This is a genomic window from Streptomyces endophytica, assembly GCF_026153355.1.
GTDB lineage: Bacteria > Actinomycetota > Actinomycetes > Streptomycetales > Streptomycetaceae > Streptomyces > Streptomyces endophytica.
Window position 1 is genome coordinate 3,010,460 of sequence record NZ_CP110636.1, and the last position, 15,960, is coordinate 3,026,419.

At 73.4% G+C, this 15,960-nt stretch carries 10 protein-coding genes and 3 pseudogenes; 8 read left to right on the forward strand and 5 right to left on the reverse strand.

The features are described 5' to 3' along the window. Window positions 1-187: 187 nt before the first annotated feature. Window positions 188-1,506: pseudogene (locus OJ254_RS13555) on the reverse strand (MFS transporter). 355 nt (window positions 1,507-1,861) lie between these two features. Here OJ254_RS13555 and OJ254_RS13560 point away from each other — a divergent pair. Further along, window positions 1,862-2,866, forward strand: a complete 1,005-nt coding sequence (locus OJ254_RS13560) for a LysR family transcriptional regulator (protein WP_265362531.1) — start codon at window positions 1,862-1,864, stop codon at window positions 2,864-2,866. Between the two features lie 51 nt (window positions 2,867-2,917). Here OJ254_RS13560 and OJ254_RS13565 read toward each other — a convergent pair whose 3' ends face one another. The 4 genes from OJ254_RS13565 to OJ254_RS13580 all read right to left on the reverse strand — a co-directional run bounded on the left by OJ254_RS13565 (window position 2,918) and on the right by OJ254_RS13580 (window position 6,246). Next, window positions 2,918-3,355 (reverse strand): lasso peptide biosynthesis B2 protein, encoded by a 438-nt coding sequence (locus OJ254_RS13565; protein WP_265362532.1) that lies wholly within the window; start codon window positions 3,353-3,355, stop codon window positions 2,918-2,920. A 4-nt stretch (window positions 3,356-3,359) separates the two neighbouring features. Further along, a complete protein-coding gene (locus tag OJ254_RS13570; RefSeq protein WP_265362533.1) occupies window positions 3,360-3,608 on the reverse strand; it encodes a lasso peptide biosynthesis PqqD family chaperone in 249 nt (82 codons plus the stop codon). After that, on the reverse strand, window positions 3,605-5,995 hold the full coding sequence (locus tag OJ254_RS13575; protein WP_265362534.1) for an asparagine synthase-related protein: 2,391 nt from the start codon (window positions 5,993-5,995) through the stop codon (window positions 3,605-3,607). The genes OJ254_RS13570 and OJ254_RS13575 overlap by 4 nt, the downstream gene beginning before the upstream one ends. A gap of 80 nt (window positions 5,996-6,075) precedes the next feature. Beyond that, window positions 6,076-6,246, reverse strand: a complete 171-nt coding sequence (locus OJ254_RS13580; RefSeq protein WP_265362535.1) for a lasso RiPP family leader peptide-containing protein — start codon at window positions 6,244-6,246, stop codon at window positions 6,076-6,078. A gap of 470 nt (window positions 6,247-6,716) precedes the next feature. Between OJ254_RS13580 and OJ254_RS13585 the strand changes: the two are divergent. The 7 genes and pseudogenes from OJ254_RS13585 to OJ254_RS13610 all read left to right on the forward strand — a co-directional run bounded on the left by OJ254_RS13585 (window position 6,717) and on the right by OJ254_RS13610 (window position 15,955). Next, window positions 6,717-8,071: pseudogene (locus tag OJ254_RS13585) on the forward strand (nitrate/nitrite transporter). Between the two features lie 594 nt (window positions 8,072-8,665). Next, window positions 8,666-9,792, forward strand: a pseudogene (locus OJ254_RS13590) (uroporphyrinogen-III synthase). Window positions 9,793-10,140: 348 nt separating this feature from the next. Next, on the forward strand, window positions 10,141-10,680 hold the full coding sequence (locus tag OJ254_RS13595) for a sigma-70 family RNA polymerase sigma factor (RefSeq protein WP_261951178.1): 540 nt from the start codon (window positions 10,141-10,143) through the stop codon (window positions 10,678-10,680). Continuing rightward, window positions 10,677-10,985, forward strand: a complete 309-nt coding sequence (locus tag OJ254_RS31035; protein ID WP_341483608.1) for an anti-sigma factor family protein — start codon at window positions 10,677-10,679, stop codon at window positions 10,983-10,985. The genes OJ254_RS13595 and OJ254_RS31035 overlap by 4 nt, the downstream gene beginning before the upstream one ends. Beyond that, on the forward strand, window positions 10,979-11,425 hold the full coding sequence (locus tag OJ254_RS31040) for a hypothetical protein (RefSeq protein ID WP_341483609.1): 447 nt from the start codon (window positions 10,979-10,981) through the stop codon (window positions 11,423-11,425). Before OJ254_RS31035 ends, OJ254_RS31040 begins: the two co-directional genes overlap by 7 nt. 198 nt (window positions 11,426-11,623) lie before the next feature. Further along, window positions 11,624-14,038, forward strand: a complete 2,415-nt coding sequence (locus OJ254_RS13605; protein ID WP_265362536.1) for a HelD family protein — start codon at window positions 11,624-11,626, stop codon at window positions 14,036-14,038. Between the two features lie 483 nt (window positions 14,039-14,521). Next, entirely contained in the window at window positions 14,522-15,955 is a 1,434-nt protein-coding gene (locus OJ254_RS13610) for an NAD-dependent malic enzyme (RefSeq protein WP_265362537.1), read from the forward strand. Window positions 15,956-15,960 lie beyond the last annotated feature (5 nt).

Genomic DNA, 15,960 nt, shown 5'->3' on the forward strand with positions numbered 1-15,960 from the left:
GTTCCCGTTCTCCTTCTCCTCCTCTTCTTCCCTCTGTCCTCCGGGCTCCCTTTCGCGGATTTCTCGTCCTTCGGGTTTTCCCTCGCGTACTGCGCCCCTCAACCCTCGGTATGACAACCTCCGGGTTGATGTATGTCCGCCCCGACTCCGTCACGCTGAGTCCATGAACACATCACAGCGTGCAACCTCAGCCCAGCTCCCGGTCTCCGATGGCGGAGGAAGCGACGGACGACGGGGTGGCGACGGCGGTCGGCAGAGCAAGGATCACGGCCAGCCCGGCGGCCACGGCCGGAACTCCGTACGCGATCCCCGCCCCCGCCACGTGGTCCACGACCCAGCCCCCCGCCGCCGAACCGGCCCCGATACCACCCAGCAGAGCCGTCACGGCGAGCGTCATCCCCTCATTCAACTGAGCCGCCGGAGTGCGGGATTGGATCAGTCCATACCGGTGACCATGGTCGGCGCGGTGGCCATCCCGGCGGCCAGCAGTGCGGCGGCCAGCGCCCCCGGGTGCCCGGTCGACGCCCCGAGGAGGGGCAGCAGCATCAGTACGGCCATCGCACCCACACACATCAGGAACCGTCGCCCGCTCCGGCCCGCCGGACGCAGTACGCCGTAGAGCAGCCCCGCCGCGCACGACCCGGCCGCCTGGAGGGCCAGCAGCCCGCCCGCGGCCGACCGCATCCCGAGGCCGTCGGCGTAGGCCAAGGTCACGACCTCCATCGACCCGAAGATCGCGCCGGTGCACAGGAACGTGCCGAGCAGAGGGGGAATGCCCCGCCGCCGCAGCGGAGAGCGGACCCCGCCGGCACGGGCGGCAGCCCGCCCGGCTGCCGGCGGCTCCGTGCGGCGCTGGGCCGCGAAGACCAGCACCCCGCTCAGCAGCAGGGCCGCGCCCACCGCCGTGCCCGCCTCGGGCGCGACTGCCGTGCAGAGCAGCGTCGCGAGCACCGGCCCGAGCATGAAACACAGCTCGTCCGCGGCCTGTTCGAAGGAGTTGGCGGTGTGCCGGGCAGCCGGGTCGTCGCAGAAGAGGTGCGCCCAGCGGGCACGGGACATCCCTCCGGTGTTGGGTGTGGTGGCGGTCGCGGCGTAGGAGGCGAGCAGCGCCCAGTCGGGCGCGCCGAAGCGTACGCACAGCAGCAGCGACAGCGACCCGAGCACCGCGAGCGCGGTCGCCGGCACGGCGATACGGGCCTGGCCGTGGCGGTCGACCATCCGGGCGGTCCATGGTCCGACCAGTGCGGTCGCCGCCAGCCCGGTCGCGGTGACGGCCCCGGCCAGCGCATAGGAGCCACGCGAGCCGCTGATCATCAGGACGGCGCTGACGCTGAGCATGCCCATGGGCAGGCGAGCCAGCAGATTGGCGGCGGTGAACGCCCGGGCGCCGGGGACGGCAAAGATCCGCCGGTAAGGGGTGAAGAGCCGAAGGCGCCGGGAACGCCGCCGCGGAACCGGCCGTACGGGCCGAGCGGTCACCGGACGGGCAGCAAGGAAAAGGATCACGCTCTTACGATCCCGGCCCCTTCCCTCACCCGTCCAACACCTGATCAGAGCCCATTCACGCACTCACGATGTAGATGGGGAGTCGAGAGCAGGGAGCAGGGGAGCCGGGGGGCTGGGGGCCGGGAGCCCGGAGTCGGGAGGAGGCGGACGGGAGTCGGGAGGAGGCGGACGGGAGTCGGGAGGAAGTGGACGGGGTCGCGGGAGGTGGACGGGGCCAGGGCGAGGTGGTCGGGGTCGGCGGGAGGTGGAAAGGGCAAGGCCGCACCGGCCGACGAGTCCATGAGCCGGCGGGCGGTCGCCGAGACTCCGGGACTACAGGGGCCGAGGGCGGAGGGGGCGCTGCAAGGATGACCCGATGCCGTTCGATATCGATCCGCGACTGCTCCGGGCGTTCACCGCCGTAGCCGAGGAACTGCACTTCACCCGCGCCGCGGCCCGGCTCTACGTGGCCCAGCAGGCCCTGAGCCGCGACATCCGGCGACTGGAGCGGGAGGTGGGCACGGCACTCTTCGTACGGACGACCCGCCAGGTCGCCCTCACGGCCGACGGCGAGCGGCTACTGCCGTACGCCCGACGGGTGTTGAGCGCCCACGAGGACCTGGCGGCGGCCTTCCGGCCGGTGCCCGAGCGGCCGCTGCTGGTCGATGTCGGGGTGCCGATCGGTACCGCGCACCGGGTGCTGGAGGACGCCAGGGAGAGGGTGCCGGACAGCTGTGAGCTGGTGGCCCGCTTCCACAGCGGGCTGACGGGGGCGGCGGCAGAGCTTGCCGCCGGGCGGCTCGATGTCTCCTTCGGGCGCTACGCGGGCCTGCCACCCGCCGTCCGGTCCGGTCTGGCACACCAGCCGGTCCGTCTGGAGTCGATGGCTGTGCTGCTGCGGGAGGACCATCCCCTGGCGTCGCGGCCCGAGGTTCCGCTCGCGGAGCTGGCCGGCGAGACGCTCTACGCGGCTGCCGGGAATCCGCAGACCGAGGAGTGGACGGAGCTGGCGGCCCGGCTGTTCGCGGGGCGGGGTATCGCGATGGCCGAGCCGTTCCCGGAGATCGAGGGCTCGCGGGAGTTCGTACGAGTGGTGCGGAAACGGGGGTGGTCGGTACTGGCGAGCGTGGAGTTCATCGACGTACCGGGGATGGTGCTGCGGCCGGTCGTGGACCCCGTACCCCTGTCGCCCCTCTCGATGGTGTGGCGCCGCGACCTGCACCACCCCGGCCTGACCGCCCTGCGCGCTGCGGTGCACGAACTGGCAGGGGAGAACGACTGGTTGGCGGTTCCGGAGGACGCCTGGCTCCCCCGGGAGGATGCCGCCGTGATGGGCGTGGGTGTGGGTGTGGGTGAGGGTGAGGGCGTGCGGGGGCGGTAGGGGGGAGGGGGGAGGGGGAGCCCCCGGAGGTGGCGAGTTGGGGGAGGGGGCTTACGAAGCGGAGCCCCCAGGTTCGGGTAGGGGCGGGATCGTGAGGAGGGGCTGGTAGAGGGAGGTGCCGGGGGGTTCGCCTACGGGGTGGCCGTTGACGGCTACCCAGGCGTGGGCGCGGAACGGCTGGGTGCGTACGCCGGTGCACCACTGGGGCCAGTGGCCGCGGAGGCGGCAGAGGAGGGCGGTGGCCACGGAGCGGGGGAGGCAGCCGTTGCCGGCGCAGTGTCTGCTGACCGTGACGACGGCGTGGCGGGCGCGCAGGGCTTCCGGGACGGTGGCGGGGCGGGCGCCGCGCCGGAGGCGTTCCAGCAGGCGGCAGAGCCGGTGCGGGGAGAGGCGGGACAGGGCACGGGCGGCGGTGACGGCGCAGTGGGCGGCGCAGCGTTCGCGGATGGTGAGGTGAGCGTGGGGCTCGAAGGAGACGGGGTGGCTCATGGGATTACCAGCCGGGCGGTGAGCGGGAGTCCAGCAGGGCCCGGGCGTCGGGCTCGGCGTGGTGGCCCGCGGACGGGTGGCGGGCGCGCAGTGCTGCGGCGGCGGTCCGGCACGTCCCGCCGGCGAGGAGGTGGTCGAGGACGAGGGTGGCGGTCGCGTTCATCTGCCAGTAGCGGCCGGTGCGGGTGTCGAGCAGGACCGTGCCGTCGGCCGTGCGGGTACTGGTGACGTGCGGGGCGAGTGCGAGGGTCATGGGGTGCCTTGGGCCGGTGTGGACAGGGGCGGCGCGGTGAACGGCGAGGAGGGGAGTGCCGGTGTGGGGCGGGACGGCCCGGGGATGTGCGTCGGGCTGACTGCGCGGAGCCAGTACTCGGTGGCGAGGGTGGGGTCCAGTGCGCGCAGGGCGTCGGGTGGCGGCTGGAGCGACGTCAGGTGGTGCCGGAGGACGGCGGGGCGGATCAGACCGCGTTCGGCGAGGAGGGAGTCGTCGCAGAGCGCGGACAGGGCGCCGCGGTGGGCGCGCAGTCCGGCGTAGACCTCGGCGCTGTGTTCGCCCTTCGTGCCGCGGCCGAGCACCGCGTCGGGTACGACGCCGCGCAGCGCACGGGTCAGCAGTGGCTTGTAGACGCCGGCCCGGGCGCGGTCGGCGAGCCGGAGGGTGAGCGCCGCGTCGATGACGGCGTTGTCGAGGAACGGCGCCTCGTAGCCGACGCCGTGCGGGGCGGTGAGGGCGACGGCGCCGCGGACGATCTCCCCGGAGCGGACGGCGGCGCGCACGATGTCGTGCTGGCAGCGCAGCGGCGCGAACGGTTCGGGTGCCTCGGCGGCGGCCTCGCGCAGCAGCCGGCGGACGGTGGCGACGGCGTCCGGATGCGCCCACGGCGGCAGGCTGGGCAGGACCTCCCAGTCGGCGCCGCAGGTCCGGGGATCGCCGCCGACGGTCACCCGGGAGGCGCTGCCGGCCAGCCAGCGCGGATACGGGCGGCCGCCCAGCAGCGTGCGCAGGGTCTCGGAGGTCTTCCAGCGGCAGAGGTGGTGTGCCGTCCAGGCGCGCTGGGCGGCGGTGCGCAGGTCGCTGCGGGCAAGGGAGTTGAGGGCGGCCGGGCGGTGGGAGAAGAGTTCGTCGCCGCCGACGCCGACGAGGTGCAGCCGGGAGCCGCGGGTGGCGACGAGACGGGCCTGGTGTGCGATCCGGGCGGCCTCCCGGAAGAGGGCGAGCGGGGCGGCCGGGTCGGTGGCGGCGGGGTGCAGGGAGTGGTGGGGCGGGGTGTACCAGGTGGGGGCGTCGGCGTAGGGGAGGGAGAGGCGTTCGCCGGCCTGGGGCTGTGACCGCGATGCCGGGCCGTTGTCCGCACCCCCGCCTCTGCCCCTGCCCCGGCCCCCGCTTCCGCCCCTGTTCCCGCCCGTGCCCGCTCCGTTGGTCCGGTGCGCGCCCGCCCCGCCGCGCTCGCCCCTGTACTTGCCCTTGCCTTTCTCCTTGCCCTTGGCGTGGGGCGTGTCCCCCTCTCCGCGCGGGTCCCCGCCGGCTCCGGGGCCCGGGCCCGCCGCGCGTTCGCGTTGGCGTTCGGCGGCGCTCAGGTGGGCAGCGCTGCGGGCGCTCCACACTGTGTCGTCTTTGCCGGGATCGCGGCACACCCAGGACGTGGTGATCAGCCGGACGTCCTCCTGAGCGGCGAGGAAGCACAGGCCCGTGGAGTCGGTGCCGCCGGAGAGGTCGGCGCTGAGGGTGGGACGGATCGGGGCCCCGTACGCGTTTCCACTCGTGGTCCCGCCCGTATCGGCCTGCTCGATCCGTTCGTGCTGCTCGATCCGCTCGTGCTGCCCGTGCTGCCCGTGCTGCCCGTGCTGCCCGTGCTGTCCGTGCTGTTTGTGCAGTCGGTTCTGTTCGTTGTCCAGTCGGTTTTGTTCGTTCTGCCGTCGGGCGCGGTGCGTACGGGCCGCCACGGCGTCGCTGAGGGCCTGGCGTACGGTCTCGGCGGCGCGCTCCAGGGGGACGTCCGGTTCCGGTGGCTGCCACCAGCGGGCCACGGCGGGCTGTCCGTTGGCGTCCACGGTGAGGTGGTGGCCGGGGGGACGGCAGGTACCGCGCGCCACAGCGGGCGCAGGGCGAGCGGGAGCGGGGCGAACGGGAACAGCAACCGCAGTGCGAGGGATTCCTCGTCGAGCAGGCCGGTGCCGGGGGCACCGGGCGGCAGTCCGCCGGTGGCCGCGGCGGGCGAGCGCCGCCAGGTCCTGGGGCCGGTTGCCGGTGACGGTGATGCCGCCGATCCGGGCGTGGTGGAGCTGGTGGACCGTCGCGAGGTCGCCCTGGCAGCGCAGGTCGGGGCCGATGGCGGCCAGGAGGGCGTAGCTGCCGGGGAGTTGGCGGGTGCGCCGGGCGAGGCCGTCCAGGCCGTCGGGGCCGTGCAGCAGCCGGGCCAGGGTGTCCGGGCGGGCGGAGGTGGTGCCGAGGAGGACGGCGCGGCGCGGGCCCGCCTCCGCCGTCAGGATCTGGTCGGCCGACCATCGGCCCACGATCCAGGGGCGGCCCGAGGGGTGGCGGAGGATCTGTAAGGGCGGTTCGGCGGGCAGCTGCCGGCAGAGGGCGTCGGTGGCGGGATGGTCGGGGAAGACGAGGAAGTCCACGGGATACCTGTCCATAGGGGGAGGGGCGTTGCCGCCGGACCGTCGGCCACAGCCCTGCCGGACCCGGGGCCCGGGCCCGGCAGGGCCGCCGTTCGTCACCACCCGAAGAAGCCGGCCCGGCCGGCCCAGCCGTCCCAGTGGTAGCCCGAGAATCCGAGCGTCAGGTCGGTGAAGCCGCCCACCTCGATGAGCTGCGGAGCCTCGTAGGCGGTGGCGGTGGCGGTGGCGGTGGCGGTGGCGGCCGGCACCTCCTGTGTGTCCTGCATGGTTCACTCCCTTCGCTCTTCTCCGGGCACACCCGCACCATCGTCGATACGAAGTGTGCTCACTCGATTACTCTTTGCGTTCGACGAAAATGCTGACAGTGTCCAGGCCACCTGCCATTGCCTCGAACGAGTGGTGTCAGGGGGCGTGCGAGGCACTTCGGTGTGACTCCGTCCGGCATGTACGCCCCGGTGTCCGCGGTCGCTCACGCACGGGCCCGGTGGCGCGTGAGCGCAAGGTTTCGCCGCGGTCACCTGCTGCCACGGTGCGGAAACCCGCCGTCCCTAGCTTCGAAGGGAGGACCCGACCCCCTGGGAGGCGCGATGACGGCCGAGGCCGCGGCAGGCACCCGTAGCGACAGCACCAGCAGTGAAGGCAGCGGCGACAGCCCTGGCGAAACCGAACGGACCGCACGACCACCGCCCCCACGCCAGCCGGCCCCGCCGGCCGTACGCGGCGGGGCGGGCGGTGGATCGAGCGGTGGGAGCCCGAGGACGAGACGTTCTGGGCGGAGACCGGGGCGCGGGTCGCCCGGCGGAACCTGGCCTTCTCCGTACTGTCCGAGCACATCGGCTTCTCCATCTGGAGCCTGTGGTCGGTGATGGTGCTGTTCATGGGGCCGGAGTACGGATTCGATCCGGCCGGGAAGTTCTTCCTGGTGGCGATGCCGACCCTGGTGGGCGGGGTGCTGCGGGTGCCGTACACCTTCGCGGTGGCGCGGTTCGGCGGGCGCAACTGGACGGTGATCAGCGCGCTGATGCTGCTGGTGCCGGCGACGGCGGCCGCGGTGGTGATGAAGCCGGGTACCTCCTACACCACGTTCCTGGTGATCGCGGCGCTCGCGGGCGTCGGCGGCGGCAACTTCGCCTCCTCGATGACGAACATCAACTCCTTCTACCCCCTGCGGAAGAAGGGCTGGGCGCTGGGTCTGAACGCCGGCGGCGGCAACATCGGCGTCCCCGTGATCCAGCTGCTGGGGCTGCTGGTGATCGGTACGGCCGGGGCCGCGCAGCCGCGGCTGGTGCTCGCCGTCTACCTGCCGCTGATCGTGGTCGCGGCGGTGCTCGCGGCGCTGTTCATGGACAACCTGGCGCCGGTGCGGAACGACACCGGAGCGGCCCTGGACGCCGCGCGGGAGCCGCACACCTGGGTGATGTCGGTGCTGTACATCGGCACGTTCGGGTCGTTCATCGGCTACAGCTTCGCGTTCGGGCTGGTGCTGCAGAACCAGTTCGCGCGCACGCCCCTCCAGGCGGCGTCGCTGACGTTCATCGGGCCCCTGTTGGGGTCGCTGGTGCGGCCGGTCGGCGGCCGGCTGGCGGACCGGTTCGGCGGCGCCCGGATCACCCTGGGCAACTTCCTGGCGATGGCCCTGGCCACCGGGGTGGTCATCTACGCGTCGGCGGTGCGGTCGCTGCCGGTGTTCCTCGTCGGTTTCATCTCGCTGTTCGTGCTGACCGGGCTCGGCAACGGCTCCACGTACAAGATGATCCCGGGATCTTCCAGGCGCAGGCGGTCCGGCGCGGGCTGACCGGGGAGGCGGCCGAGGCCAGCGGGCGGCGGCTGTCGGGGGCGGCCATGGGGCTGATCGGCGCGGTCGGCGCGCTCGGCGGGCTGGCCATCAACCTCGCCTTCCGGCAGTCGTTCCTGGCCACCGGGTCGGGTACGCCGGCGTTCGTGTCGTTCCTGATCTGCTACGCGGTGTGCACCGTGGTGACCTGGGCCGTATACCTGCGCCCGGCGGCGCGCGCACGGCGTACGGAGCGGGCGGGCGCGGGTGCGGCGGCCGGGGAGGCGGAGCGGCGGCCGGTCCACGCCGAGGTGTGAGGCGGCGTGGGGCTGGTGCGCGGCCGGGTGCCCGTGGTGGCCGCGCAGCGGCGTAACCCGCGGGAAATACTGGAGGACCGGGACTGTCATGTGCTGTCGGCAGGCTGGACACCAGTGGCTTCCGGACCTCGGCACCCGGGACACGGCTCCTCGGCCCGGGGGGCCGGAGACCCGGGGACGCCGGAATGTCGGGATCTCAGGATCTCGGGGTCTCAGGATTCCGGGATCTCTCGGGGTCCAGGGATCTCTCGGGATCTCGGGGGCTTGGGATCTCTCGGGATCTCGGGGTCTTGGGACTCGGCATCCCGGAACTCACCCGTCGCCCGGGCCGCGGCGGCGGGGAGCGCCATGCAGCACAACCACTCTGGGCGGAGCGGGACGACCATGCACGAGCAGCAGCAACAGGAGCACGGCGAGCGGGAGCCACGGACGGCACCCGCCACCGGGCCGGCAGCGGGACCCCAGGCACCCCAGGCACCCCAGGGAACCCACGGGACCCCGGGCACCCGGGAAGCCGCGCCAGGACCCGGGCCGGGAACCGGACGAGGGACCGTCCCGGGAACCGGTCCGGAAGCCGGGCCCGGTGCCGCCCCCGTGCGGCCGCTGGACGGCTTCACCGTCGGCGTGACCGCGGCCCGGCGGGCCGAGGAGCTCGGTGCCCTGCTGGAGCGGCGCGGCGCCCAGGTGATGCACGCGCCCGCGCTGCGCATCGTGCCGCTGCCGGACGACACCGAACTGCTCGCGGTGACCCGGGCACTGATCGATGAGGCTCCGGACGTCGTCGTGGCCACCACGGCCATCGGGTTCCGCGGCTGGATCGAGGCCGCGGAGGGCTGGGGGCTGGGCGAGGCGCTGCTGGACCGGCTGACCGGCGTCGAACTGCTCGCGCGCGGCCCGAAGGTACGGGGCGCGATCCGGGCCGCCGGGCTCACCGAGAAGTGGTCCCCGGCCTCGGAGTCGATGGCCGAGGTGCTGGACCGGCTGCTGGCGGAGGGGTGTCCGGGCGGCGGGTGGCCGTACAGCTGCACGGCGAGCCGCTGCCCGGGTTCGTGGAGGCGCTGCGGGCCGGCGGCGCGGAGGTGATCGGCGTCCCGGTGTACCGCTGGATGCCGCCGGAGGACCTCGGTCCGGTCGACCGGTTGCTGGACGCGGTGGTCGGCGGCGGCCTGGACGCGGTGACGTTCACCAGCGCACCCGCCGCCGCGTCGCTGCTGCGCCGGGCCGAGGAGCGCGGCATCCGGGAGGAGGTGCTGGCGGCGCTGCGGCAGGGGGTGCTGCCCGTGTGTGTGGGGCCGGTGACCGCGTTGCCCCTGGAGGCCGAGGACGTGCCCACGCTCCAGCCGGAGCGCTTCCGGCTGGGACCGCTGGTGCAGCTGCTGTGCCGCGAACTGCCCGGGCGGGTACGGCCGTTGCCGGTGGCCGGGCGGCGGCTGGAGATCCGCGGGCACGCGGTCGTGGTGGACGGTGCGCTGCGGCCGGTGCCGCCGGCCGGCATGGCGTTGCTGCGGGCGCTGGCCCGCCGCCCCGGCTGGGTCGTCTCCCGCGCCGAGCTGCTGCGGGTGCTGCCGGGGTCGGGGCGGGACGAGCACGCCGTGGAGACCGCGATGGCCCGGCTGCGGGTGGCGCTGGGCGCGCCGAAGCTGATCCAGACGGTGGTCAAGCGGGGGTACCGGCTGTCGTTGGACCCGCACGCGGACACGGACAAATACGGCGGGGCATAACCGGTTTGGGCGCGGACGAATGCGGCGTGGCGTAACCGGTTTGGGCGTGGGCAAGTACGGCGTGGCGTAACGGGTTTGGGCGCGGACAAGTACGGCGTGGCGTAACCGGTTTGGGTGCGGACTAGTGCGGCGGGGCGCCCGGCCCGTTCCCTGCCGGGGCGGCCGGGTGCGCGGCCGCGGGAGCGGGGTGCGCGGCCGGGGAGTCGTGACCGCGGGGACGGCCGGAAAAATTTCTCGCCATTCGCTGAACACCCCGCCCGTCCCGTCCGTACTCCTCACCGCAAGTCCGATTCATGGCCAGGTCCCCGGCGATCTTGGGTGATCCGGGCTCTCGACCCGGGAGTTGGAGTGCGTAAGGATGCCGTCGTGGCAGACAGGACGACACCTGAAGAGGAGCTCATGCGAGCCCTCTATGACGAGCACGCGGGCCCGCTCCTCGCCTTCGTCCTGCGGCTGGTGGCGGGCGACCGGCACCGCGCGGAGGACGTGGTCCAGGAGACGCTGGTGCGTGCCTGGCGCAACGCCGATCAACTACAGCGCGCCACCGGGTCGATCCGGCCCTGGCTGGTGACCGTAGCCCGGCGCATAGTGATCGACGGGTACCGCAGCCGGAAGGCCAGACCCCAAGAGGTCGACGCGACACCCCTGGAGACGATGCCGGCCGCCGACGTGATCGACCGGGCGCTGCGCACGATGACGATCTCCGAGGCGCTGAGCGATCTGAGCCAGGCCCATCGAGAGGCCCTCGTGGAGACGTACTTCAAGGAGCGTACGGTCAACGAGGCAGCGGAGGTGCTGCGCGTACCGGCAGGGACCGTGCGGTCCCGGGTCTTCTACGCGCTGCGCTCCCTGAAGCTCTCGCTCGAGGAACGAGGAGTGACGGAGTGATCCCGCCCACGCAGCCGGACCGGCACAGCGACGTCGGCGCCTATGCGCTGGGCGTCCTGGACGCCGCCGACGCCGAACGGTTCGAGAGGCATCTCGTCGGCTGTGACCGGTGCGCGGCCGAACTCGAGGAACTCATGGGCCTGACTCCGGTGCTGGCCGAGTTCAAGGAGTCCGCCCCCACCCCGGACACGCTCACCGCCGTCCCCGGCCCCGGCTCCTCGGCGGACTGCTCGACGAGGTCGCCGTCACCCGCCGCGGCCGGGCCCGCCGCCGGCTGTTCCTGGTCGCCGCGGCCGTCGTGCTGATCGTCGGCGGGCCGCTGGCCGCCGTCTCCGTCGTCAAGGGCGGTACGGAGCAGCCGCCGACGGCGGCGCCCCCGCTGGCGAATGCGGTCCGCGCCCAGTACGCCGAGGGCGAGCAGGTCCACTCCGTCGACCCGGACACCAAGGTCTCCGCGGGCGTGTCCATGTCGGCCCGCCCCTGGGGCACCCAGGTCGTCCTCCAACTCGCCCACGTCAAGGGCCCGCTCAGCTGCTCCCTGATCGCGGTCGGCAAGGACGGCCGCCGGCAGACCGTCACCACCTGGGCGGTCCCCGAGGGCGGCTACGGCATCCCCGGGAGCGCGGCCAAGTGGAACCGCGAGCCCCTGTACGCGGCGGGCGGCGCCGCACTCGACCGGAACGAGATCGACCACTTCGAGATCAGCACCCTGGAGGGCAGGAAGCTGGCCACGGTCAAGGCGTGAGCTGCCCGGAGCGGGCGGTCAGGAGCGGGGGAGCGGGCCCCGCCACCCCTCTCCAGTGACCGCCCCGGACGCCCGAAGTAACGGTTTGCATCAACATCCGACCGAATCCGCCCGGATTTGTCCTTCTCACCAGGTGCGCACGGTGCCCGGTTCGCGTACGGTTGACGGCTGCCCTACGCACAGCAGAAGGGGGCCTGGGTGGCCGCGCACAACGCCACGCACGCACCGGACCACGCCTCGGAATCGGTTCGCGCCCGCGAGATCGACGCCGAGCAGACGCACCTGGACCGCGTCTACCGGCGCCTCGAGGAGAAGATCCACGAGGCGGAGTTCCTCATGGACGACGCCGCCAAGCGCGGCCAGGTCGGCACGCCCGGCGCGCTCGCCGAGCGTGACGCCCAGGTCTTCCAGGCCGGTGTCCATCTCCACCGGCTGAACTCCGAGTACGAGGACTTCCTCTTCGGGCGGATCGACCTGCTCCTCGGCAAGGACGGCAAGAAGGGCCCGGACGGCGCGTACACCTCCGTCGAGCCCGCCGAGGGCGCGATCGTGGACAACCGCGCCAGGATCGCCGAGACGCTGCACATCGGCCGGCTCGGCGTCCTCGACGCGGACTACTCCCCGCTGGTCATCGACTGGCGGGCGCCGGCCGCCGCGCCCTTCTACCGCGCCACCCCGGTGGCGCCCGGCCGGGTCGTCCGCCGCCGGGTGATCCGTTCCAAGGGCCGCAAGGTGCTCGGCGTCGAGGACGATCTGATGCGCCCGGAGATCACCGCCACGCTGGACGGCGAGGAGCTCCCGGCGATCGGCGACGGCGCGCTGATGGCCGCGCTCGGCCGGGCCCGCAGCCACACCATGCGGGACATCGTCGCGTCCATCCAGGCCGAGCAGGACATGGTGATCCGGGCGCCCGCCGCCTCCGTCACCGAGGTCGAGGGCGGGCCGGGCACCGGCAAGACCGCGGTCGCCCTGCACCGCGCCGCCTACCTCCTCTACCAGGACCGCCGCCGTTACGCCGGCGGCATCCTGATCGTCTCCCCGACGCCGCTGCTGGTCGCCTACACCGAGGGCGTGCTGCCGTCGCTCGGCGAGGAGGGCCAGGTCGCCATCCGGGCGCTCGGCTCGCTCGTCGACGGCGCCGAGGCGACCGCCTACGACCCGCCGGCGGTGGCCCGCATCAAGGGCTCGTCGCGGATGCAGAAGCTGCTGCGCAAGGCCGCCAGGGCCGCCCTGGACCTGTCCCCGGCCGGCGCCGCGCCCACCCAGTGCCCGGCGGGCCAGCTCGCGTTCGGCGACGACGAGGAGACCGCGCCGGCGGTACGGACCGACCGGCTCCGGGTCGTCGCCTTCGGCTCCCGGATCGAGCTGGACGCCGACGAGCTGCGCGCCATCCGGCAGTCCGCGCTCGGCGGCACCGCGCCGGTCAACCTGCTGCGCCCCCGGGCCCGCCGGCTGATCCTGGACGCCCTGTGGTCCCGGTCGGGCGCCGGCCGCCGCTACACCGACCCCGAGCTCGTCGCCGAGGCCCGTGCGGGCTTCGACGAGGACCTCACCACCGAGACCTCGTTCCAGGAGTTCCTGGACGCCTGGTGGCCCGAGCTGACCCCGCGCGGCGTGCTCGCCGCGATGGCCGACGAGAAGCTGCTGGGCCGCTGGGCGCGCCGCGTCCTCAACCCCCGCGAGGTGCGCCAACTGGCCCGTTCCCTGGGCCGGTTGGACGCCTCGGGACACGGCCCGCTGTCGGTGCACGACGTGGCCCTGCTGGACGAGCTGCAGCAGATCCTCGGCGCCCCGATGCGCCCGGCCCGCCCGCGCGAGGCCGACCCGCTGGAGCACCTGACCGGCCTGGAGGAGCTGACGACGTACGCGGACCGCAACGGCGGTGGCCGCGGCCGGCGCGAGCGCCTGGAGGAGGAGCGCACCGACTACGCCCATGTGATCGTCGACGAGGCGCAGGACCTGACGCCCATGCAGTGGCGGATGGTCGGCCGCCGCGGCCGGCACGCCACCTGGACCGTGGTCGGCGACCCGGCGCAGTCCTCGTGGTCCGACCCGGACGAGGCGGCCGCCGCCCGCGACGAGGCGCTCGGCACCCGCCCGCGCCGCCGCTTCACCCTCACCGTCAACTACCGCAACCCGGCGGAGATCGCCGAGCTGGCCGGCAAGGTGCTGGCGCTGGCGATGCCCGGCATGCAGTCCCCGAAGGCGGTCCGTTCGACGGGCCTTCGGCCGCGCTTCGCGCTCGTCGGGGACGGCGCCGGGTCGGCCGGCGAGTCCGCGCTGGCCGCCGCGACGGCGGCGGAGGCCGAGCGGCTGCTGGGCGAGGTGGACGGCACGGTCGGCGTCGTGGTGGCGATGCACCGCCGCGAGCAGGCCCGCCGCTGGCTGGCCCCGCTCGGAGACCGGGTGGTGGCGCTGGGCTCCCTGGAGGCGAAGGGACTGGAGTACGACGCCACGCTGGTGGTGTCGCCGGCCGAGATCGCCGACGAGTCCCCGGCCGGGCTGCGGGTGCTGTACGTGGCGCTGACCCGCGCCACCCAGCAGCTGACCGTGCTGTCCGCCGGACGCGACCAGCCGGACGCGGCCGGGGTGCCCGACCTGCTGCGGGACTGAGCCCGGCGGAGGCCGTACGGGGGGACCTGAAATCCGTACCCCGCGACGGGATTCGCTTCCGGAGATGGTTTGTTAGCCTGGGTGAGGCACCGGCTCGATCCAAGCCCCCGGGCCCAACCATCGTCGCTACGAGCGACCACTTGCCGCGAGGCGAGCATGGCGGGTCGGTGTCTTAAGTGTGTGCCGCGGGCGCCCTTCCTCCGGGAGGGCGCCCGCGGCCGTTGTGGCCCGCGGCCGTCGTCCGCCCGCCGTCGGGTGCCGGAGCGTGGTGGTCCGCACGCGCCGCCCGGAAGGCTTCTTCCGTGAAGGGCTTCCACTCGCCCGATCATCTCTCGTATGGTGGAAGTGTCTTTCCGAAATTTGTAGCTGGTTACCGTGTACCGGCTGGTAGGTGGGACGATCGGACGACGCGCTCCCGACCCGGGTACCTCTGGGCCGCGGAGCCGCTGAGAGAGAAACCAGGGAAAGCAGAGGAAGTCGGCCATGGCAACGGCGCCTAGCGTCTCGTATTCGATGACGGTGCGACTGGAAGTACCCGCGAGCGGCACCGCCGTCAGCCAGCTCACCACGGCCGTGGAGTCCTCCGGCGGGTCGGTCACCGGCCTCGACGTCACCGCGTCGGGCCACGAGAAGCTCCGGATCGACGTCACCATCGCCGCGACCTCCACCGCGCACGCGAACGAGATCGTCGAGAAGCTGCGCGGCATCGAGGGCGTCTCGCTCGGCAAGGTGTCCGACCGTACATTCCTGATGCACCTCGGCGGCAAGATCGAGATGTCGTCGAAGCACCCGATCCGCAACCGCGACGACCTCTCCATGGTCTACACCCCCGGCGTCGCCCGGGTCTGCCAGGCCATCGCCGACAACCCCGAGGACGCCCGCCGGCTGACGATCAAGCGCAACAGCGTCGCGGTCGTCACGGACGGCTCCGCGGTCCTGGGCCTGGGCAACATCGGCCCCAAGGCCGCGCTGCCCGTCATGGAGGGCAAGGCGGCCCTCTTCAAGCGCTTCGCCGGCATCGACGCCTGGCCGCTGTGCCTGGACACCCAGGACACCGACGCCATCGTGGAGATCGTCAAGGCCATCGCCCCGGGCTTCGCCGGCATCAACCTGGAGGACATCTCCGCGCCCCGCTGCTTCGAGATCGAGGCGCGGCTGCGCGAGGCGCTGGACATCCCGGTCTTCCACGACGACCAGCACGGCACCGCCATCGTGGTGCTCGCCGCGCTCACCAACGCGCTGCGCGTCGTCGGCAAGAAGATCGAGGACGTCCGGGTCGTGATGTCCGGCGCCGGCGCGGCCGGCACCGCCATCCTCAAGCTGCTGCTGGCCGCCGGCGTCGGGCACGCCGTCGTCGCCGACATCCACGGCGTGGTGCACGCCGGCCGCACGGACCTGGTCGACGCCGACCCGGACTCCGCGCTGCGCTGGATCGCCGACAACACCAACCCCGAGGGCGTCACCGGCACCCTCAAGGAGGCCGTGGTCGGCGCGGACGTCTTCATCGGCGTCTCGGCGCCCAACGTCCTCGACGGCGACGACGTCGCGAAGATGGCCGAGGGAGCGATCGTGTTCGCCCTCGCCAACCCCGACCCCGAGGTCGACCCGGCCATCGCCCGGCAGACCGCCGCCGTCGTGGCCACCGGCCGCTCCGACTTCCCGAACCAGATCAACAACGTCCTGGTGTTCCCCGGCGTATTCCGCGGCCTCCTGGACGCCCACTCCCGTACGGTGAACACCGAGATGATGCTGGCCGCGGCCCGCGCCCTCGCGGACGTCGTCCTGGAGGACGAGGTCAACCCGAACTACATCATCCCCAGCGTCTTCAACGAGAAGGTCGCGGGTGCGGTGGCCGGTGCGGTGCGGGAGGCGGCCAAGGGCAGCGACCCGGCTGTGACGACGGCCACGACGGTCTGACGACG

Excerpts from the sequence above, each read along its gene's own strand:
- OJ254_RS13570 (WP_265362533.1), bottom strand. The coding sequence starts at position 3,608 with ATGACCCTCGCACTCGCCCCGCACGTCACCAGTACCCGCACGGCCGAC.
- OJ254_RS13565 (WP_265362532.1), bottom strand. The coding sequence starts at position 3,355 with ATGAGCCACCCCGTCTCCTTCGAGCCCCACGCTCACCTCACCATCCGC.
- OJ254_RS13560 (WP_265362531.1), top strand. The coding sequence starts at position 1,862 with ATGCCGTTCGATATCGATCCGCGACTGCTCCGGGCGTTCACCGCCGTA.
- OJ254_RS13580 (WP_265362535.1), bottom strand. The coding sequence starts at position 6,246 with ATGCAGGACACACAGGAGGTGCCGGCCGCCACCGCCACCGCCACCGCC.
- OJ254_RS13610 (WP_265362537.1), top strand. The coding sequence starts at position 14,522 with ATGGCAACGGCGCCTAGCGTCTCGTATTCGATGACGGTGCGACTGGAA.
- OJ254_RS13575 (WP_265362534.1), bottom strand. The coding sequence starts at position 5,995 with ATGGACAGGTATCCCGTGGACTTCCTCGTCTTCCCCGACCATCCCGCC.